The organism is Ruegeria sp. AB8 (assembly GCF_056542605.1).
This window is the reverse complement of sequence record NZ_JBQGAB010000007.1, coordinates 75,813-93,194: the sequence shown is the minus strand read 5'-3', so window position 1 is coordinate 93,194 and position 17,382 is coordinate 75,813. Positions and strand designations below refer to the sequence as shown.

General features: G+C 58.5%; 21 protein-coding genes. 10 read left to right on the top strand and 11 right to left on the bottom strand.

The genetic code is table 11. The features are described from left to right. Window positions 1–11 precede the first annotated feature (11 nt). From ACR0CG_RS09095 to ACR0CG_RS09080, 4 genes are all read right to left on the bottom strand, one after another. Entirely contained in the window at window positions 12–857 is an 846-nt protein-coding gene (locus ACR0CG_RS09095) for an extensin-like domain-containing protein (RefSeq protein WP_480524270.1), read from the bottom strand. Then, a complete protein-coding gene (locus ACR0CG_RS09090; RefSeq protein WP_480524268.1) occupies window positions 854–1,774 on the bottom strand; it encodes a prephenate/arogenate dehydrogenase family protein in 921 nt (306 codons plus the stop codon). The genes ACR0CG_RS09095 and ACR0CG_RS09090 overlap by 4 nt, the downstream gene beginning before the upstream one ends. Beyond that, the gene (gene hisC, locus ACR0CG_RS09085) at window positions 1,771–2,856 is read right to left on the bottom strand and encodes a histidinol-phosphate transaminase (protein ID WP_480524266.1); all 1,086 of its coding nucleotides are present in this window, start codon (window positions 2,854–2,856) and stop codon (window positions 1,771–1,773) included. The genes ACR0CG_RS09090 and hisC overlap by 4 nt, the downstream gene beginning before the upstream one ends. A gap of 64 nt (window positions 2,857–2,920) precedes the next feature. Next, complete coding sequence (locus ACR0CG_RS09080) at window positions 2,921–4,336, bottom strand: aminotransferase class V-fold PLP-dependent enzyme (RefSeq protein WP_480524265.1); 1,416 nt, start codon at window positions 4,334–4,336, stop codon at window positions 2,921–2,923. 103 nt (window positions 4,337–4,439) lie between these two features. Between ACR0CG_RS09080 and ACR0CG_RS09075 the strand changes: the two genes are divergently transcribed. After that, window positions 4,440–4,901: an Lrp/AsnC family transcriptional regulator gene (locus ACR0CG_RS09075; RefSeq protein WP_480524263.1), complete on the top strand. Its 462-nt coding sequence runs from the start codon at window positions 4,440–4,442 to the stop codon at window positions 4,899–4,901. 124 nt (window positions 4,902–5,025) lie between these two features. Here the strand turns inward: ACR0CG_RS09075 and rpsD are convergent, their stop codons facing one another. Next, window positions 5,026–5,646 carry a 30S ribosomal protein S4 gene (gene rpsD, locus ACR0CG_RS09070; RefSeq protein ID WP_170614785.1) on the bottom strand — a complete coding sequence of 207 codons (621 nt, stop codon included), beginning with the start codon at window positions 5,644–5,646 and terminating at the stop codon, window positions 5,026–5,028. A 218-nt stretch (window positions 5,647–5,864) separates the two neighbouring features. After that, the gene (locus ACR0CG_RS09065; protein WP_480524260.1) at window positions 5,865–6,317 is read right to left on the bottom strand and encodes a hypothetical protein; all 453 of its coding nucleotides are present in this window, start codon (window positions 6,315–6,317) and stop codon (window positions 5,865–5,867) included. A 343-nt stretch (window positions 6,318–6,660) separates the two neighbouring features. On the opposite strand from ACR0CG_RS09065, the gene ACR0CG_RS09060 reads away from it, so the two are divergent. Both ACR0CG_RS09060 and ACR0CG_RS09055 read left to right on the top strand, forming a co-directional pair. After that, entirely contained in the window at window positions 6,661–7,083 is a 423-nt protein-coding gene (locus ACR0CG_RS09060; RefSeq protein ID WP_480524258.1) for a hypothetical protein, read from the top strand. 216 nt (window positions 7,084–7,299) lie between these two features. Next, on the top strand, window positions 7,300–7,662 hold the full coding sequence (locus ACR0CG_RS09055; protein ID WP_480524256.1) for a hypothetical protein: 363 nt from the start codon (window positions 7,300–7,302) through the stop codon (window positions 7,660–7,662). A gap of 115 nt (window positions 7,663–7,777) precedes the next feature. Here ACR0CG_RS09055 and ACR0CG_RS09050 read toward each other — a convergent pair whose 3' ends face one another. Next, window positions 7,778–8,581: a glycoside hydrolase family 25 protein gene (locus ACR0CG_RS09050; RefSeq protein WP_480524254.1), complete on the bottom strand. Its 804-nt coding sequence runs from the start codon at window positions 8,579–8,581 to the stop codon at window positions 7,778–7,780. A 389-nt stretch (window positions 8,582–8,970) separates the two neighbouring features. Between ACR0CG_RS09050 and rplS the strand changes: the two genes are divergently transcribed. Next, on the top strand, window positions 8,971–9,354 hold the full coding sequence (rplS, locus tag ACR0CG_RS09045) for a 50S ribosomal protein L19 (protein ID WP_170328369.1): 384 nt from the start codon (window positions 8,971–8,973) through the stop codon (window positions 9,352–9,354). An 11-nt stretch (window positions 9,355–9,365) separates the two neighbouring features. Further along, the gene (gene rpmE / locus ACR0CG_RS09040) at window positions 9,366–9,587 is read left to right on the top strand and encodes a 50S ribosomal protein L31 (RefSeq protein WP_170428949.1); all 222 of its coding nucleotides are present in this window, start codon (window positions 9,366–9,368) and stop codon (window positions 9,585–9,587) included. Window positions 9,588–9,654: 67 nt separating this feature from the next. Here the strand turns inward: rpmE and ACR0CG_RS09035 are convergent, their stop codons facing one another. Then, a complete protein-coding gene (locus tag ACR0CG_RS09035) occupies window positions 9,655–10,026 on the bottom strand; it encodes a VOC family protein (protein WP_480524252.1) in 372 nt (123 codons plus the stop codon). 367 nt (window positions 10,027–10,393) lie between these two features. Here ACR0CG_RS09035 and ACR0CG_RS09030 point away from each other — a divergent pair, with 367 nt between their 5' ends. Further along, the gene (locus ACR0CG_RS09030; protein ID WP_170614791.1) at window positions 10,394–11,203 is read left to right on the top strand and encodes a division plane positioning ATPase MipZ; all 810 of its coding nucleotides are present in this window, start codon (window positions 10,394–10,396) and stop codon (window positions 11,201–11,203) included. A gap of 36 nt (window positions 11,204–11,239) precedes the next feature. Here ACR0CG_RS09030 and ACR0CG_RS09025 read toward each other — a convergent pair whose 3' ends face one another. Then, window positions 11,240–11,776, bottom strand: a complete 537-nt coding sequence (locus ACR0CG_RS09025) for a winged helix-turn-helix transcriptional regulator (RefSeq protein ID WP_480524250.1) — start codon at window positions 11,774–11,776, stop codon at window positions 11,240–11,242. 40 nt (window positions 11,777–11,816) lie between these two features. On the opposite strand from ACR0CG_RS09025, the gene ACR0CG_RS09020 reads away from it, so the two are divergent. Next, entirely contained in the window at window positions 11,817–12,194 is a 378-nt protein-coding gene (locus ACR0CG_RS09020; protein WP_170614793.1) for a VOC family protein, read from the top strand. A 34-nt stretch (window positions 12,195–12,228) separates the two neighbouring features. Here the strand turns inward: ACR0CG_RS09020 and ACR0CG_RS09015 are convergent, their stop codons facing one another. Both ACR0CG_RS09015 and ACR0CG_RS09010 read right to left on the bottom strand, forming a co-directional pair. Further along, the gene (locus tag ACR0CG_RS09015; protein WP_170815751.1) at window positions 12,229–13,464 is read right to left on the bottom strand and encodes an adenylate/guanylate cyclase domain-containing protein; all 1,236 of its coding nucleotides are present in this window, start codon (window positions 13,462–13,464) and stop codon (window positions 12,229–12,231) included. 61 nt (window positions 13,465–13,525) lie between these two features. After that, a complete protein-coding gene (locus ACR0CG_RS09010; RefSeq protein ID WP_480524248.1) occupies window positions 13,526–13,978 on the bottom strand; it encodes a MarR family winged helix-turn-helix transcriptional regulator in 453 nt (150 codons plus the stop codon). A 57-nt stretch (window positions 13,979–14,035) separates the two neighbouring features. Between ACR0CG_RS09010 and hmgA the strand changes: the two genes are divergently transcribed. The 3 genes from hmgA to fahA are packed head-to-tail and all read left to right on the top strand — an operon-like array spanning window position 14,036 to window position 17,317. Next, the gene (gene hmgA / locus ACR0CG_RS09005; protein ID WP_480524246.1) at window positions 14,036–15,391 is read left to right on the top strand and encodes a homogentisate 1,2-dioxygenase; all 1,356 of its coding nucleotides are present in this window, start codon (window positions 14,036–14,038) and stop codon (window positions 15,389–15,391) included. Between the two features lie 6 nt (window positions 15,392–15,397). Then, window positions 15,398–16,021, top strand: coding sequence for a LysE family translocator (locus ACR0CG_RS09000; protein WP_480524244.1), 624 nt, complete (start codon window positions 15,398–15,400; stop codon window positions 16,019–16,021). A 39-nt stretch (window positions 16,022–16,060) separates the two neighbouring features. Beyond that, window positions 16,061–17,317 carry a fumarylacetoacetase gene (fahA, locus tag ACR0CG_RS08995; RefSeq protein WP_480524243.1) on the top strand — a complete coding sequence of 419 codons (1,257 nt, stop codon included), beginning with the start codon at window positions 16,061–16,063 and terminating at the stop codon, window positions 17,315–17,317. Window positions 17,318–17,382: the final 65 nt, after the last annotated feature.

Below are 17,382 nucleotides of genomic sequence, written 5' to 3'. Positions count from 1 at the left end.
GCGCGCCTGAACTAGCGGCAGAACGTACCGCTGCGGTACCGCGCCGTATCCAGGTGGAAATGATCGCGGTGATACCTGTCCGAGTTTGGCCCCAGCACGGTTCCGAACGGGCCACAGGCACCGCGCCAGACCTTGATCAGCTGCTTTTGCGAGGGGTTTTTACGCCAACCGTTCAAAACCGTCACAACCTCACCATCGGCCATTGTGAAACCCGAGATGTCGATGGCACGCCCCTTGCCGTGTTCTGAAATCCGGGCACCTTTTTGGCTGTTGCGCGTGCGGCAGGCGTAATGGGCCGCCACCTGCAACTCGACTACCGGACCACGTCTTTTGAAGGTGGGAATGACGGCTTTGTCGACCCATTTGTTGAGCGCGATCGCCGTGCCGCAATCCATCGTCGACGGGCGGCTAAGCGCAACGCCCGAAACTGATGTGATCTGGACCGCATCCTTGATCCCGCAGGCCTTGATCTTGCCCGGCACCTTGCCTACCGCTTTGCCCTGTATTGCGATGTCACCGCATACGGACCCCTTGCGCAGTTTGCGTTTCTTCAGAAAAGCCTGTTGCTCCAACTCTTTGGGGCGCAGGTACGGCATCAGTGACGTGTCCGGCCCCTGCAGCGGCAGATCCGATGGTCGCGCAGCAGCAGCCAAAACCTGAGGCGATTCCGGACGTGTTTGGGGCCGCATCTCTGACAGCGCCGCAACGGTTGCTGCCGCTTTGGAAATCACTGCGCCCCCAGCAAAGGCCGCCGGGCGCGTCAATGGAAACAGCGATTGTTCTGGTGGCGCAGCCGTGGTTGCGGTGGCGATCAACACCGCAGTTCCGACCAGTATGCGCCCCCAGATCTTTGTCATGAATGGGCCTTGCCACGTCCAAAGTCAGGCGCGTCCGTATCCTGACCCGCGTCAATGATACCGCGTCGGATCGCGCGGGTGCGGGTGAAGTAATCGAACAGATGCTCGCCATCCCCGGTGCGGATCGCACGTTGCAGGGCAAAAAGCTCTTCGGTAAAGCGCCCGAGAATTTCCAGCGTCGCGTCCTTGTTGGTCAGAAACACATCGCGCCACATGGTCGGATCAGACGCTGCAATCCGGGTGAAATCCCGGAAACCGGCTGCCGAGTACTTGATCACCTCGCTATCTGTGACCCGCCGCAGATCGTCCGCGACGCCCACCATCGTATAGGCAATCAGGTGCGGCGCATGAGAGGTCACGGCCAGAACCAGATCGTGATGGTCGGCATCCATTTCATCGACATTCGAGCCCATCCCCTCCCACAGGGCACGCAGCCGGGTAACGGCTACAGGGTCAGCGTCTTCCACCGGCACCAATAGGCACCAGCGATTGTCGAACAGTTCCGCAAACCCGGCTTCGGGGCCTGAATGCTCGGTTCCGGCCAATGGGTGGGCGGGAATGAAATGCACGCCATCGGGAACGTGCGGTGACACGGCCTGAATAACGTGGCGCTTGACCGAACCGACATCCGTCACGGTGGCGCCCGGTTTCAGAACCGGCGCGATATCCTGCGCAACAGCTTCCATCGCACCAACGGGAACGCACAGCACCACCAGATCGGCCCCTTCAACGGCCGCGCGCGCCGTGTCGCACACGCGGTCGCACAACCCGATGCGCCGCGCCGTATCACGGGTGGCTTCGGACCGTGCATAGCCCGTGACTTCGCCGGCCAGACCAGCGCGCTTGATGGCCCAAAACATCGAGGAAGCGATCAGACCGAGCCCGATCAGCGCCACCCGGTCATATATCTGGCTCATGCGGCGCCCCCTTTGAACGCGGTGATTGCTGCCACGACACGGCGGCAGGCCTCTTCATCGCCAACGGTGATCCGCAGCGCGTTCGGCAGGTTGTAGCCTGCAACCCGCCGAACAATCAAACCCTGAGTTTTCAGGTAGTCGTCGCAGGCCTCGGCTTCGGCCTGATCAGCAAAGCGCGCCAGGATGAAATTGGTGCAAGACCGGTCTGACGGAACGCCGATCTTCGCCAGCTCACCCGACAGCCAAACGCGCAGGCGGGCGTTCTCGGTCTGGCAAAACGTCATGTAATCGGTGTCCCGCACCGCCGCTTCTGCCGCGGCCAGCGCAGTCTGCGACAGGTTGAAGGGCTGGCGTACCCGGTTGAGCACATCGATGATCGGCTGCTGCGCGTACCCCCAGCCGACACGCAGCCCGCCCAGACCGTAGATCTTGGAAAAGGTCCGCGTCATGATCACATTTTCAAAACGGTCCACCAATGCCGCGCCGCCATCAAACCCATCGACAAACTCGGCGTAGGCGCCATCAACCACCATCAGGCAGCTTTCGGGCAGGTTTTCCGCCAATCTCGTCAGTTCGGCCTCGGAAATCATGGTCGAAGTCGGATTGCCTGGATTGGTGACAAAAACGATCCGTGTGCGTTCGGTGACCCCCGCCAGAATGGCGTCCACATCGACCGTGCGATCCGTTTCGGCCACCATGACCGGGTCCGCGCCGACCATACGGGCGATGATCGGGTACATGGAAAATCCATGCTCGGTATGGATCACCTCATCGCCCGGTCCCGCATAGGCCTGCGCCACGAACTGAAGAACTTCGTCGCTGCCGACGCCACAGATGATCCGCGCCGCATCCAGCCCGTTCCGCTCGCCGATTGCACTGCGCAGACTGGCATGATCCGTGCTGGGATAGCGATGCAGCATGGCAGCAGTTTCCCGAACGGCCTCAATCGCCTTTGGGCCCGGACCAAAGGGGTTTTCGTTGGAACTCAGCTTGATGACATCCGCCACGCCTTTGATATGCGACTGGCCGCCCTGATACAGCGCGATGTCCATGATGCCGGGTTGCGGGGTAATCTTGGTCATGAGGGGCTCCGTTATCCGAGCCCCTCATACCCGTCTCAACGGATTGAGAAAAGCGGCAATTCCCTTATGCCGCCCGGAAGCGGGCCGTTGCCGGATCAGCGTCGTAGAATGGCGCGAATTCTTCGGTCCGGTGCGACAGGTCATTAACACTGTCGATGATGAACTGAACCGTCTCTTCGGTCATCAGGTACGAGAAGTTCAGCCGCACCCAGCCGGGTTTCTTCATCTCTTTCCCTGCGGACAATTCGGCATGCAAAACCTCGGATGTTGCACGGTCTATACCCAGCAGTCGGTGCGCATAAGGTCCGGCGCAGGCACATCCGCCCCGAGCCTGAATGCCAAACACATCGCTCAGCATGCGGGTAAACAACTGCTGGTGCACGGGCTGGCCGGAATTGTCGCGTACGAGAAACGAAAAGATGGGCAGGCGGTGCGGGTTGTCCACGCCCAGCAATGTCAGGTTTGGATTGCCACGCCAGCCGTCCAGCGCGATTTGATTGTAAAGCGCCTCGCGCTTTGCGATCTCATCGGCGCCGACGACATCCTTGACGATAAAGGCCAGCGCGGCGCGGATATCTCCGATGACGTTTGGCGTTCCGGCCTCTTCCCGGGTGGCAAGATCTTCGCTGTAATCATGGCGCCAGGGCGACACGAAACTGACCGTTCCGCCACCGGGCCAGCTGGGGCAGGTGCGCTGAACCGCATGACTGTTCACGATCAAAACGCCCGACGCCCCCGGCCCGCCCGGAAATTTGTGTGGTGACACGACTATCGCATCCTTGCGCGCGTCCGCCGGCCCCATATCCATCGGCAGATAAGGTCCGCCACCGGCATAGTCCCAGACCGACACAGCACCATGCTCCTTCAGCAACCGTGTGACCGGATCGGGATCGGTGATGATGCCCGTCACGTTTGATGCCGCCGAAAACGAACCAATCAACAGATCCGCATCCTGGTTTGCGACCAGCGCCTCTTTCAGTGCATCCAGATCAAGGCCACCCTCCGGGCCTTCGGGAATTTCGATCACCCGCGCCTTGCTTTCCCGCCATGGCAGAATATTCGAATGATGTTCATACGGCCCGATCAGGACAACCGGCTGGTCAGCTTGCTCTATCCCCAGCAAACTGACCAGCCGGTTGAGACCCGCAGTGGCGCCCGACCCGGCAAAAATCACCGCGTCTTCTCCCCTTGCGCCTACAATGCGGGCGATCTCTGCGCGTGCTTCGCGGCGCAAACGTGTCATATAGGATCCGCAAAAAGAGGCCTCAGTATGGCTGTTGGCATAGAACGGCAACACATGCCCGGCCACATAGTTTTCGACCTGTCGCAACGCACGGCCGGAGGCCACGTAATCCGCATAGACAAGCGGTACGTCCCGATGCAGACCAGGGATCAAAACGTTCTCTCCGATCAGCCCTTTACGCAGGGATGAATCTTGAGCGGCGGTCTGAAGGTTTGCTCGAAATTCGGACAAGGTCATTGCATCTGCTCCATTCCTTTGGAAGCAATGTGATTGAACCTTGTTCTAAAAACTTCACCTAATTTTGCTTCATTTTCCGTTATTTTGTGTCATATGATCAGGAATGGCCTCGAAATTAGATCAAATAGACACACGCATTCTGAAAGAGCTGCAACGGGATGCTTCGTTGTCGCAACGCGAGTTGGCCGACCGGGTCGGCCTGTCGCAGAATGCGTGCTGGCGCCGCCTCAAGGCGTTGACCGACGATGGCGTGCTGCAAGGCTCCAGTGCCCGGATCGCGCGTGAAAAGCTGGGGCTCAGCCTAGTTGTCTTTGTCATGCTGCGCACCCGGCACCATTCAACGGAATGGCTGCAGGCTTTTCGCAGCCACGTCCTGACCATCCCTGAAGTGGTGGATTTCCACCGGATCGGCGGCGACTATGACTATCAACTCAAAGTGGTGACCCAGGACATGGCATCTTACGACAAGGTCTACCAGCGCCTGATCGAAAAGGTGGAACTGGACAGCGTGACTTCGTATTTCGCCATGGAAGCGATTGCCGAGGGGCGTCCGCTACCGCTCTGATCCGCACTTCATCTGGCCAGAAATATCCCGGGGGAAGCGCGGCCTGCCGCGATGGGGGCAGAGCTCCCAACAAAAAAAGGCCGCGCAGAACAGCGCGACCTTTGAAACTTGGGATCGGCGAAGATCAGTTCTTCGCGTAGAATTCGACGACCAGGTTCGGCTCCATGACGACCGGGTAAGGCACATCGCTCAGGCCCGGTGCGCGCACGAAGGTCGCGGTCATTTTCGAATGGTCGGCGTCGATGTAGTCAGGCACATCACGCTCGGCCAGAGCAGCGGCTTCCAGAACAACGGCCAGTTGCTTGGACTTGTCACGCACTTCGATCACGTCGCCTTCCTTGACACGGTAGGACGGGATGTTGACGCGCTGGCCGTTCACCTTGACGTGGCCGTGGTTCACGAACTGACGTGCAGCAAACACGGTCGCCACGAACTTGGCGCGATAGACAACAGCGTCCAGGCGACGCTCCAGCAGACCGATCAGGTTTTCACCGGTATCGCCTTTGACACGCTCGGCTTCGGCGTAGATGCGGCGGAACTGCTTCTCGGTCAGGTCGCCATAATAGCCTTTCAGCTTCTGCTTGGCACGCAGCTGCAGACCGAAGTCCGACAGTTTGCCCTTGCGGCGCTGGCCGTGCTGGCCGGGGCCGTATTCGCGACGGTTGACCGGGGATTTCGGACGACCCCAGATGTTTTCGCCCATCCGGCGGTCGATTTTGTACTTGGCAGACGTGCGTTTGGTCACGACTGATCTCCTTCGTTCAGGTCGAGGCCCATTCGGGCCACTATGAAGGGCGTTGTCCTCTTGAGGTTTCCCCCATGACAGGCATCCCCTTGCGGGGGCCACCAACACCAATGAAGCCGCGCTTATATCCGTGAATTTCGGAGAGTCAACAGGTCTCGGGGCTTTGATTTTTCAACCCGCAGGGAAACAGCCGGCCTGTTGCACCAATAATGGGGAAGTTACAGAAGGCCGTTCCGTGCCGGAAATGCGATCACTGTGCTGTTGCTGTGATCGATGGCGTCCAGTGGCAGGCCGATTTCCCGGATGTCGCTGACCCAGTAATCCTGATCCCGCTCGGGGAAATCCTGTTCAAAAACCAGCGTCGGCGCGTCTTCACCTTCGGGGACAATCAACTCCGCTCGATATTGCCGTGCACCGTTGGTCAGAACAACAGTGCCGAACGCATCACCGGGTATCTCCGAAGAGGAATATACGCTTTCAGCAACAACTCTGCTGCCGACGCTTTCTGCCCTGCCCAGCATCATCTCGGCAGCCACGTCCAGCCGACGTGCCACGCCGCGCCAGGACCATGCCGCACCTACCGTCAACGATTCCAGAGGCGCAGCCTCAAGCCCGTCGATTTCAGTTTGTGTCCACAAGATAGCTTTGCGACCGTTTTGTCCGGTTCTCATTTGCCCGCCCGACCTTTCAACAAACTACACGTTACCGATGCGTATTTATCTATTAAGAATTGGTCGGAAAAAAGACCGAATTGCAGCATTCACAGGAATGTTGTGCTTTTGCCATTTCAAATCGATACTCCCGGGCTTTTCACTGAGTTTTAGTACACGGACCATCGACATCTAAGAACGCGTTCACCCCCCCACTTTGGCCGTCTCATCCGCGCGATTGTGACCAGAAAGTCGCAGAAAGCAGCAATGAACCAATTCACTTTGAGGTTGCTAGAAAATGCAGGTACTCAGCTTGGAGAATACCGGTCGGAATCGACCTCCCAAGAGTGAATAAGTTTGTAAAATGAAAAAGTTATTGTTTGGTGCATTGCTTGTTGTGAGTGCTTGTGCCGCCAATCCCGGACCGTCCATCCCCGTAAAGCCCGGCCACGATCTTGCCTTTGCCCGCAGGGCAGTTCAGAGCTGCTCGGCCAATGCCGAGGCCGGCGGCACCAGCGCCGTTGTCGGTGGCTATGCAACCGGTGTCATTCTGGTCGGCGTGGTTCTGGGCCCGGCGATTGTCGGGATGAATCAGGACACCATTTATGAAAACGGCAAGATCGACGGCGTCGACCGCTGCCTGGCCAAGCACGGCTTTGAACGCCGTGACCTGACGGATGGTGAAGTCTTCTGGCTGGGCGACAGTTACGGGACGGAACGCGAGAACCGGTTAAGTCACCTTATCGGCGGCGGCACCGTTGAAAGCTACAAACCGACTTTGAATTGATGCGTGCACTTGCCTGACGGCATCCGTGGCGGGGAACGTCGCCGCCTCGGCATGCGCGTGGCAAGTCCCCGGAAGTACGGCTATCAAGCCCGATCGGCACAGGATACCTGACCGGATTACAAAAGTTGTCATTGCGAAATCATTGCCCGCGAGACGGTTGGTCTCTTAGCTTTTGGACAGGGTTTCAGACCCAACAATTTCAAGCAGGAGATTACAATGAAAACTGGAATGATACTTGGAATTATCGGCGGTGTTATCGCCTTATTGGTCGGTGCGGTGGGCTACAGCGCCTCATCCGCCCTCGGCTCGTTGTCCAGCGGCATCGGGTATGAGCAGGGCGCGTCATCCGCGCAGTTCTACAGCATCATGTCGCTGGTGTTGCCGGTCGCCGGCCTTCTGGGCGGAGGCATCGCCGGCAGGAACGCGCAGGTTGGAGCTGGCCTGATGGGCCTGTCCGCTGTCGGAATTTTATGGGCCTTCGGCCTGAGCTTTTTGTCAATTGTTCCCGCCGTCCTTCTTGGGCTCGGCGCTTTTCTGGTGCTTTCAGAAGGCGAAAGCAGTTCGCACGAAAATAGCTGAGACACCTACCAAAACAGGCCTGCCCAAATGGGCAAGCCTGACCGGATCATCCGTGCTTTTGCTGTTACCCGGAATTCGCAAAAGCGAACGCCCGGAGCTCACCCCCCAAGAAAACTCAGTTGCCTCCAGCCTTCCAGCGGGCCCAGATTTCCGGCTCTCCGTTGAATGTGTTGATATCAACCTTGCCCTGGACCCCCGGGACCAGCCCGGTGCCGGTGTATTGCCAGAAACGCCAGATCGTATTCGGATAGACATCTCGCGGGTGCCCGGCAACCGAACGCAACCAGAACTCGGTTTTGGGCAGGCGACTGATATTGGTGTCCTGATAGAAATCCACGGTGGTGTAGACGATCGGTCTGCGCCCGTAGTGACGCTCGAGAATATTCAGGAATTTCTCGGCCTCGGCCCGCACTGTTTTGCCATCGGGCCGCAAAGTGCAGGTCTTGGAATGTGGCGTCCATTCCATGTCGAGAACATGGGGCAGATCGGCGCCCTTGGGCACGTTGCGGATAAACCAGCGGGCCTGTTCGGCAGCAGGACGGCAAAAGTAATAATAGTGATACGCGCCCCACGGCACACCCGCTGCCTGCGCGCCCTGCCTGTGTTCGTTGAAGCGCGGGTCTGCGAAATCGCCCCCTTCAGTGGCCTTGATGAACACAAAGCTGACCCCGGCAGAGCGGGCAGTGCGCCAATCGATCGAGTCCTGCCAGCGCGACACGTCCAGCCCATGGACCGGGTAGCTTCCGGGTTGCCGCCCCTCCCACTCATGAGGGTCCGCATCGCCAAAGCGAGGGTGAATAACCAATGGCGGTTCCGGGTCCGTTACCTCGAAGTGCTCGACCACCTGTGGTGGCGGAGGACGCCGCCCGCATGATACAAGTGTCAGCCCGATGAGTGCCAGTAAGACCACTAAGCGCATTATTCTAACCTGCCTGAAATATCTGCTCGTATTGTTGGGTTCAGAATGACAAATCTGCGTGATAAGACAACGCTACAATTGCGTGACGGCGGAAACTTACCGCTTGCACACCGGGCACCTTCAGAAATTGACAATTCATGCTTGATCCCGGGCACCAAAACGCCTAAAGCAGCGCAATCCGGTGCCGCGTCATGCGACTCCGGTGTTTTGGTTTGTTTCGCAGCGTGACGTCCCGCTTTCTTCGGCCCGGACGCGATGCGGCAAACCAGACCAAAGGAACATTCGATCTGACCTCTGGCGGGCTGTACGCAGGACCCGGTGAAGACCAAGAGCTCTCAGGCCGTGCCCAAACTTCGTGGACCAACCACGAGCAGATAGGAGTACCTGCGATGGACCTGATCGCACAGCTTGAGGCGGAACAGATCGCCGCCCTGGGGAAAGACATCCCCGATTTCAAAGCCGGAGACACCATCCGTGTCGGCTTTAAAGTGACCGAAGGGTCGCGTACCCGTGTGCAGAACTACGAAGGCGTCTGCATCGCGCGCAAAGGTGGCAGCGGCATCGCCGGTTCGTTCACCGTTCGCAAGATTTCGTTTGGCGAAGGCGTGGAGCGTGTGTTCCCGCTGCATTCGACCAACATTGACAGCATCACCGTTGTCCGCCGTGGCCGCGTCCGTCGCGCCAAACTGTACTATCTGCGCTCGCGCCGTGGTAAGTCCGCGCGTATCGCAGAAGTCACCAACTACAAGCCCAAGGCTGGCGCCGAGGCGTAAGGAGCGGAAAGATGAAAAAAGACATCCATCCCGATTATCACGTCATCAACGTCAAAATGACCGATGGCACCGTGGTTCAGATGAAATCCACCTGGGGCGCCGAAGGCGACCAGCTGGCTCTGGAAATCGACCCCTCCTCGCACCCCGCGTGGACCGGTGGCTCGTCGCGCCTGATGGACGCCGGCGGCCGCGTGTCGAAGTTCAAGAAAAAATACGAAGGTCTGGGCTTCTAAGCCTGACCGGTTCCGAATGCAGAAGGCCGCCCATTGGGCGGCCTTTTTTTGTGGAGCGCGTTGGGCTTTATCCGAACAGGTAAAAGCACAGCTTGTTGCCGTCCGGGTCCCGCACATATGCGCCGTAGAAGCGGTCAGGCACACGCTGACCCGGCTCGCCGTCGTCCGTCGCGCCAAGGCTGATGGCCCTGTCATACATGGTGGTGACCGCATCTTTGGATTCGGCGGCAAAGGCCAGCATGTTGCCATTTCCTGACGCGCAGGTTTCGCCGTCATAGGGTTCGCAAACCGCCAGCATGGGTGCAGTCGGATCGTTGCCGATGAACGCAATCCGACCGGCATCGATCAGAACCTTCGCGCCTTTGTCCGCGAAAAGCGCAGTATAGAACTCCTTGGCCTTGTCCATGTTGGAAACACCAATGGTAACATATCCGATCATTCAGGATGTCCTTTGCTGATTGCTTAGCTGTTTGCGACGCACTGTCCGTCAGGTGCCACAGGTATACAAGTCACGAAACCGGCATCGACTGACCTTGAAAGCCCACTGGGAAAGTGCAGGTCACGGCCTTCGCAACCACGCGCTGTTTTTGCCTGTCTGGCCCATCGTTTCTTTGGCAAATCTGAGAAACGGTGCAAGCCGCCCGTCTTGTTGCACGGCGTAACCCGCCCGGGCCGCGCTGTTTTCCGGTTTCCTCGCCAATAATAGGCCAATACACCGCTTGAGGTTCTTTCCTTCCCACTAAACACAACATATAGTGGCCACAAACAACGTGTGGGCAAACACGGCGGGACTTGGGAATACAAGCATGGCACATATCATTGTGGTCGGGAACGAAAAGGGCGGCGCAGGCAAATCGACCGTTTCGATGCATGTGGCGACGGCGCTGGCGCGGCTGGGGCACAAGGTCAGCACACTGGATCTGGACCTGCGGCAGCGCAGCCTTGGGCGTTACTTCGAAAACCGCCTGAACTTTCTCAGAAGTTCGGACCTGAGCCTGCCCAGCCCGCGTCATCACGACCTGCCCGAAATCGATGCGGCCACGCTGAAGCCGGGCGAGAATATCTATGACCACCGCCTGTCCGCCGCCGTTGCTGAACTGGAAAGCGACAGCGATTTCATCCTGATCGACTGCCCCGGCTCGCACACGCGCCTCAGCCAGGTGGCGCATTCGTTGGCCGACACGTTGATCACGCCGCTGAACGACAGCTTCATCGACTTCGACTTGTTGGCGAGGATCGACTCGAAGGGTGAAAAGATCCTCGGGCCGTCGGTCTATTCGGAAATGGTATGGAACGCGCGTCAGCTGCGGGCGCAGGCCGGGCTGAAACCCATCGACTGGGTTGTGGTCCGCAACCGGGTCGGCACACAGCGCATGGTCAACAAGGAAAAGATGCAGCGCGCGATCGAGATGCTGTCTCAGCGGATCGGTTTCCGGGTTGCATCCGGCTTTTCCGAACGGGTGATTTTCCGCGAGCTGTTTCCGCGCGGTCTGACCCTTCTGGACCTCAAGGATATCGGTGTCAAACAGCTGAACATCTCGAACATAGCCGCGCGACAAGAGCTGCGCGACATGATGAAGGAACTGAACCTGCCGGGGGTCGAGATCGACTTCTGACGGGGCACATCTTCACCGCTGCCTTGAACATCCTGATCATTTTGCCAGGGCGATCGCCTTGTTGACCTCGATGCCACGATTGATGGCAAGGTAGGTCGGAAAGGGCGATCGGCCTGAGACATCGATGTCGCGCCTAAGCCAGTCATGCGTTTCCAAAAGATAGAGCGACTTCGACAGCGCGCGGTCGGTGATCGTGGACAGATCTGATTTTATGACAGAAAAGCGCTGGGGTTTTTGCGTCACGGCCAGAATCGGCACGGTCCAGCTTCGCCTCAGAAGGGCAAAGTCGTCTTCGTCGGGCACGGCCTTAACAATTCTGCTTGCAACCTCGGCCATTTCTCTACCGTTCTGCGTCAGCCGGAATTCGGGTCGCAGTGGATGACCGTGGCCGGGGTTTTTCTCAAGAAGCCCTAACTCGATCAGGTGCCCAAGGCTTTGGGTAAACGAACTGCGGCCTGCCCCCGTCGCCGCAATCAGCGGTGCCTGCCGCCCCGGAACGCCCGCGTGCAGCTTTGCCAGAATGCTCAGCGACCATGCCCGCGACGTAAGCTTGACAAGTGACTTTGTGTCCATAAAGTATAGTTACTTTATTATTAGATAGTAGGAAAGACCGATGCTGCCAGTTTCTTTGGAAAACACGATCACGCTTGCGATCTCAGTCCGCGACCGTCACGCCAGCGCCAAATGGTACAGCGACATGCTTGGGTTTGAGCTGATCCATCACATTGACGAGGCCGGCTGGAGCGAAATGCAGACAAAGACCGACGGCGTAACCTTGGGACTGGGCGAGCAGACCGAACCCGCGCCCGGTAACACCGTCCCTGTATTTGGAGTAAGCGACATCAAAACGGCAAGGGGCGCGCTGGAAACGGCCGGGGTCAAATTCGACGGCGACACAGAAACCATCGAGGGGATGGTCAGCACCGCCACATTCTACGACTTGGACGGCAACGCCATGATGTTGGCGCAGGACCTGACCGGACAAGGATGACATCTTACGACCGGCGCAATCCCACGGGCCGCCGTTATTCGGCGGCCCTGTAGACAGTAAACAGCTCTTTCGGCTCGGTCACACCGCGCAACATGTAGCGGCCCAACGATACAAGCTCGTGACTGCAAGGCTCGGCGGCCCGGGCGACGTCGTCTGATATCAGGATTCGCTGCCCCAGAGACCGGTGCATGCCGGAGATGCGGGCGGCCTGATTGACAGCGGGTCCGATCACGGTGAAATCCAGCCGGTTTTCCGCTCCGATATTGCCATAGAGGATCTCACCTGCGTGCAGCGCCAGGGTGTAACCAACAACGCGCAGACCCTCTGCCTGCCGCTGCGCGTTCCTTGCGGCCATTCGATCCTGCAACAGCGCCACGGCAGCAAGCGCGGCGCGGGCGTCTTCGTCGATTTCCCCGACATCGAACATGGCCATCAGCCCGTCGCCCATGAATTTCAGGATATTGCCACCGCATTCGTGCACGACCGCCACCACAACCGCCAGATAGTCATTCAGCATTTCGATGATTTCCGGGCCGGGCAATTGCTCGGACAGGCTGGTGAAATCTTCAAGATCGAAGTTCCAGATCACGGCGTCGATCTGCTGTAGCGAACCGCGGCGAATTTCCCCTGACAGCACCCGGCGACCCGCGTCCCGGCCCAGATAGACGCGCATCAGATCCCTGGCCATCCGGCTATTGGACGCCGATTTGAGCGCAAGTCCCAGATGGGGCAAGACGGAATTAATCAGGTTCAGATCATGATCGCGGAACCCCTCGGGCGCGTCGCTGGTCCAGGACATCAGCACTCCGTCGACCGAAGTGTCCGGTTCTTTCAGGGCCTCGCGCATGGGACGCTCGAAAGACACGCCTGTTGCGTAATAGTCCGTGGCACCCTGCTCGCGCAGTTCATTGAGCAAAGGAAAACGGCTGGGCGTGTTCTGATCGACCAGCCGTTCACGCAGGTCCTGCATGTCCTCTGTCATCAACGCATAAAGCGGGCTTTGCTGCCATTGCGGGCTGGGTTCTTCGGAATACTCGAACTTCTGATAGTCTCCGCCATGCCCGTGATACCAGCTGTATCCTGTGCCGCCATACACCGGGTGCAGGGCGGATTGCGCCGCGTGAAATCGCATGAGGGGCACACCCAGATCAACCAGTCGCGCGCAGTACCCGTCCAGCAACTCTTCTTTTCCGGCCCCTTCCAGCCCCCGGTCGACCAGCCATTCGATCAGAGAGTCCGCTTTTGCCGTTTCGGTGTCGGGGGCCGTCATATTCAAGTCCTGTATCAAGTCTCTTGATCATCTGGGGTAAGGGACGGCAAATTACCAGTGCTCAAACCATTCCCGCCAGCTTCCGAAGCATTTGCCGCAACAGGATAACCTCGTCATCGGAAAACGCATTGGCAAGCTTTGCGTCATATTGCTCGGCAATGTCGCGCAGTTCGCGATATACGCGCGTGCCGGCGTCCGTCAGCCTGAGATGCTCGACCCGGCGGTCCGTGTCGCTTTGGGTGCGCGCCAGGTAACGGCGCTTTTCCAGCCGCTGAACCGCCCGGCTGATCTTGGTCTTGTGCACCTTGGCCCTTTGGCCGATCTCCTTAGCGGTCATTTCCCCGAAGTTGCCAAGATGGAACAGCACGCGCCATTCGGTGCGCAGCATGCCGTGCCGCCCTTTGTAAATGCGCTGGAACTCAAGCGAAACCTCTTCCGCAGCCATGTTCAGAAGAAACGGCAGGAATTCCTGCAGATCAAAGTCATCTTTTTTGTGTGAATCGGGCTTTGCCATACTTGTTAGTTACAAAATCAACTATTACCCGACAAGCAGCAAATGGAGGAACACAGGATGAACCGTCCGACTGATCCACACAAACTGACCCAGGCCAGCACTCCGGTCGGGACCCACGCGGGCTACATGCCCGGCTTTGGCAACGACTTCGAAACCGAGGCTTTGCCGGGTGCGCTGCCGCAGGGCATGAACAGCCCACAGAAATGCAACTATGGCCTTTATGGCGAACAGTTAAGCGGCACAGCTTTTACCGCCAACCCGCCCGAGCGGACCTGGTGTTATCGCATCCGCCCTTCGGTCAAGCATTCACACCGTTATGAAAAGATCGACCTGCCGCACTGGAAATCTGCACCCTGTGTTGATCCGGATGTGATCAGCCTGGGTCAGTATCGCTGGGACGCGGTCCCGCATTCTCAGGAGAACCTGACCTGGCTGACCGGAATGCGCACCATGACGACAGCAGGCGACGTAAACACGCAAGTCGGAATGGCGAGCCATATCTATCTGGTCACCGAGTCCATGGTGGATGACTATTTCTATTCCGCCGATTCCGAATTGCTGGTCGTGCCGCAGGAAGGCCGCCTGCGCTTTGCGACCGAGTTGGGCATCATTGACCTGGAGCCGAAAGAGATCGCCATCCTGCCGCGTGGTCTGGTTTATCGGGTCGAAGTGCTGGAAGGCCCGGCGCGCGGCTTTGTCTGCGAAAATTACGGGCAGAAGTTTGAACTTCCAGGCCGTGGCCCCATTGGCGCGAATTGCATGGCCAATCCCCGCGATTTCAAGGCACCTGTCGCCGCTTTTGAAGATCGCGAAACCGCGTCGACCGTGACCATCAAATGGTGCGGACAATTCCACACGACAAAGATCGGGCACAGCCCGCTGGACGTCGTGGCCTGGCATGGAAACTACGCGCCCTACAAATACGATCTGCGCAATTACTGCCCGGTCGGCGCAATCCTGTTCGACCATCCCGATCCGTCGATCTTTACCGTCCTGACCGCTCCGTCCGGGCAACCCGGCACGGCCAATATCGACTTTGTTCTGTTCCGCGAACGCTGGATGGTGATGGAGGATACGTTCCGCCCGCCCTGGTATCACAAGAACATCATGTCCGAACTGATGGGCAATATCTACGGTCAGTACGACGCCAAACCGCAGGGCTTTGTTCCGGGCGGCATGAGCTTGCACAACATGATGCTACCACACGGACCCGACAAGGATGCCTTTGAAAAAGCGTCGAATTCCAACCTGGGTCCGGACAAGCTGGACAACACCATGTCCTTCATGTTCGAAACGCGGTTCCCGCAGCATCTGACGCCCTTCGCAGCCAACGAGGCGCCCTTGCAGGATGACTACATCGATTGCTGGACTTCGCTTGAGAAAAAGTTCGATGGAACGCCTGGAAAGAAGTAGTCAGCCATGAGCCTGGACATCTGGATCACCTATGTCGGAACCGTCCTGCTGTTGATGAGCACTCCGGGGCCGAGCCAGTTGCTGATGCTGTCAAACTCGGCGGCCAACGGCTTTTCCCGGGGTCTGTTCACGACAGCAGGGGATCTGACGGCAAATCTGCTGCAAATGCTGGCGGCGGGTCTTGGGCTGGCGACGCTGATTGCCACATCGGGCATGGCACTGACCGTGATCAAATGGCTCGGCGTGGCGTATCTGGTCTTTCTTGGCGCACGATCCATCCTGCGGGCTGAACGCAAGACGCTTCAGAAAGCCGTCAGAACAAGCCGGAAATCACTTTGGGCGCAAGGGTTTACCACGTCTGCGGCAAACCCGAAGGCCGTGGTGTTCTTTGCCGCCCTTTTCCCGTTGTTCATCGACGGCGCCTACCCGTTCTGGCCGCAGTTTGCCGTTTTGTCGGCGACCTATCTGGTCATGGACGGCCTGTTCCTTTCGGCCTATGGCGGCAGCGCAAGCTGGCTGGCCAGACGGCTCAGGGGACAGGCGCGGCTTTGGCTTGACCGGGCGAGCGGCATTTTCATGATATTGGCGGCAATACTGCTTGGGTTGAAGTCCCTCCGCCCGACAGCATAACGGCGGAATCACGCCACAAGACACAAAAAAGGACAGACCATGCCTTTGAAAAAATCCTGGGTGGCTTCGGCCAATGACGCGACGCACCCGTTTCCGCTGAACAACCTGCCCTATGGGGTCTTTTCGACCGAGGGTGAAGAACCCCGGTGCGGCGTCGCCATCGGAGACATGATCCTGGACGTCACCTCTGCCGAGGCCGAAGGCCTGATCAACCTGGGTGACGAGCCGCTTTTCGATTTGCCCTTTTGGAACCCGCTGATGGAGGAAGGCCCGGCCGTCTGGGGCGCATTGCGCGATCGGCTGACCGCCCTGCTGGCCGACGGGTCGGACGAACAGGCAAAGGTCCAGCCACTGTTGGTGCGACAGGATGAGGCCGAGTTGCACATGCCCTTTGCGGTCAGCGAATACACCGATTTCTACGCGGGCCGGAATCACGCCTTCAACGTCGGGACAATGTTCCGTGGCCCCGAAAATGCGTTGCCGCCGAACTGGCTGCATATCCCGATCGGTTATAACGGGCGCGCCTCATCCGTGGTGGTTTCGGGCACCGATATTCGCCGCCCTTGGGGGCAGCTCAAATCGCCCGATCAGGATCTGCCGACATTTTTGCCCAGCCGCCGGTTCGATATCGAGCTTGAAATGGGGGCAATTGTCGGCACTCCGTCCGATGGTCCGATCTCGGTTCAGACGGCAGATGACCACATTTTCGGCTATGTCCTGCTGAATGACTGGTCCGCGCGCGATATTCAGGCATGGGAATACCAGCCGCTGGGCCCGTTTCAGGCCAAGGCCACCGCGACTTCGATCAGCCCGTGGATCGTCACCAAGGCAGCGCTTGAACCCTTCCGGTGTGACACACCGGAGCGTGAGTTCGAATTGTTGGATCACCTCAAGGATTGCGGCCCGATGCTCTATGACATCGAGCTGGAGGTCACGATGGCGCCCGAAGGCAAGGCAGCCACCACCATCGCGCGAACGAACTACAACGAGATGTACTATTCCGCTGCGCAACAGTTGGCCCATCACTCCACATCGGGTTGTCCGATGAATGCAGGTGATCTGCTTGGGTCAGGGACGATTTCGGGCGAGACAAAAGCCGAACGTGGATCCTTGCTGGAACTCAGCTGGGGTGGGAAGGAACCACTTACGCTGGACGGCGGAGAGACACGCAGTTTCATCGAGGACGGTGACACACTGACTCTGAAAGGTGCGGCCAAAGGGGATGGGTATGTCATCGGGTTCGGTGATTGCGTCGGAACCGTTCTGCCGGCACTGTCTGACCCCTATAAGTCCTGAGTTTTTTTGGAGACTTCCGCCGGTCCTGCAGGCAGGCATCGGCGGGGGTCTCCATTGCAAGACTG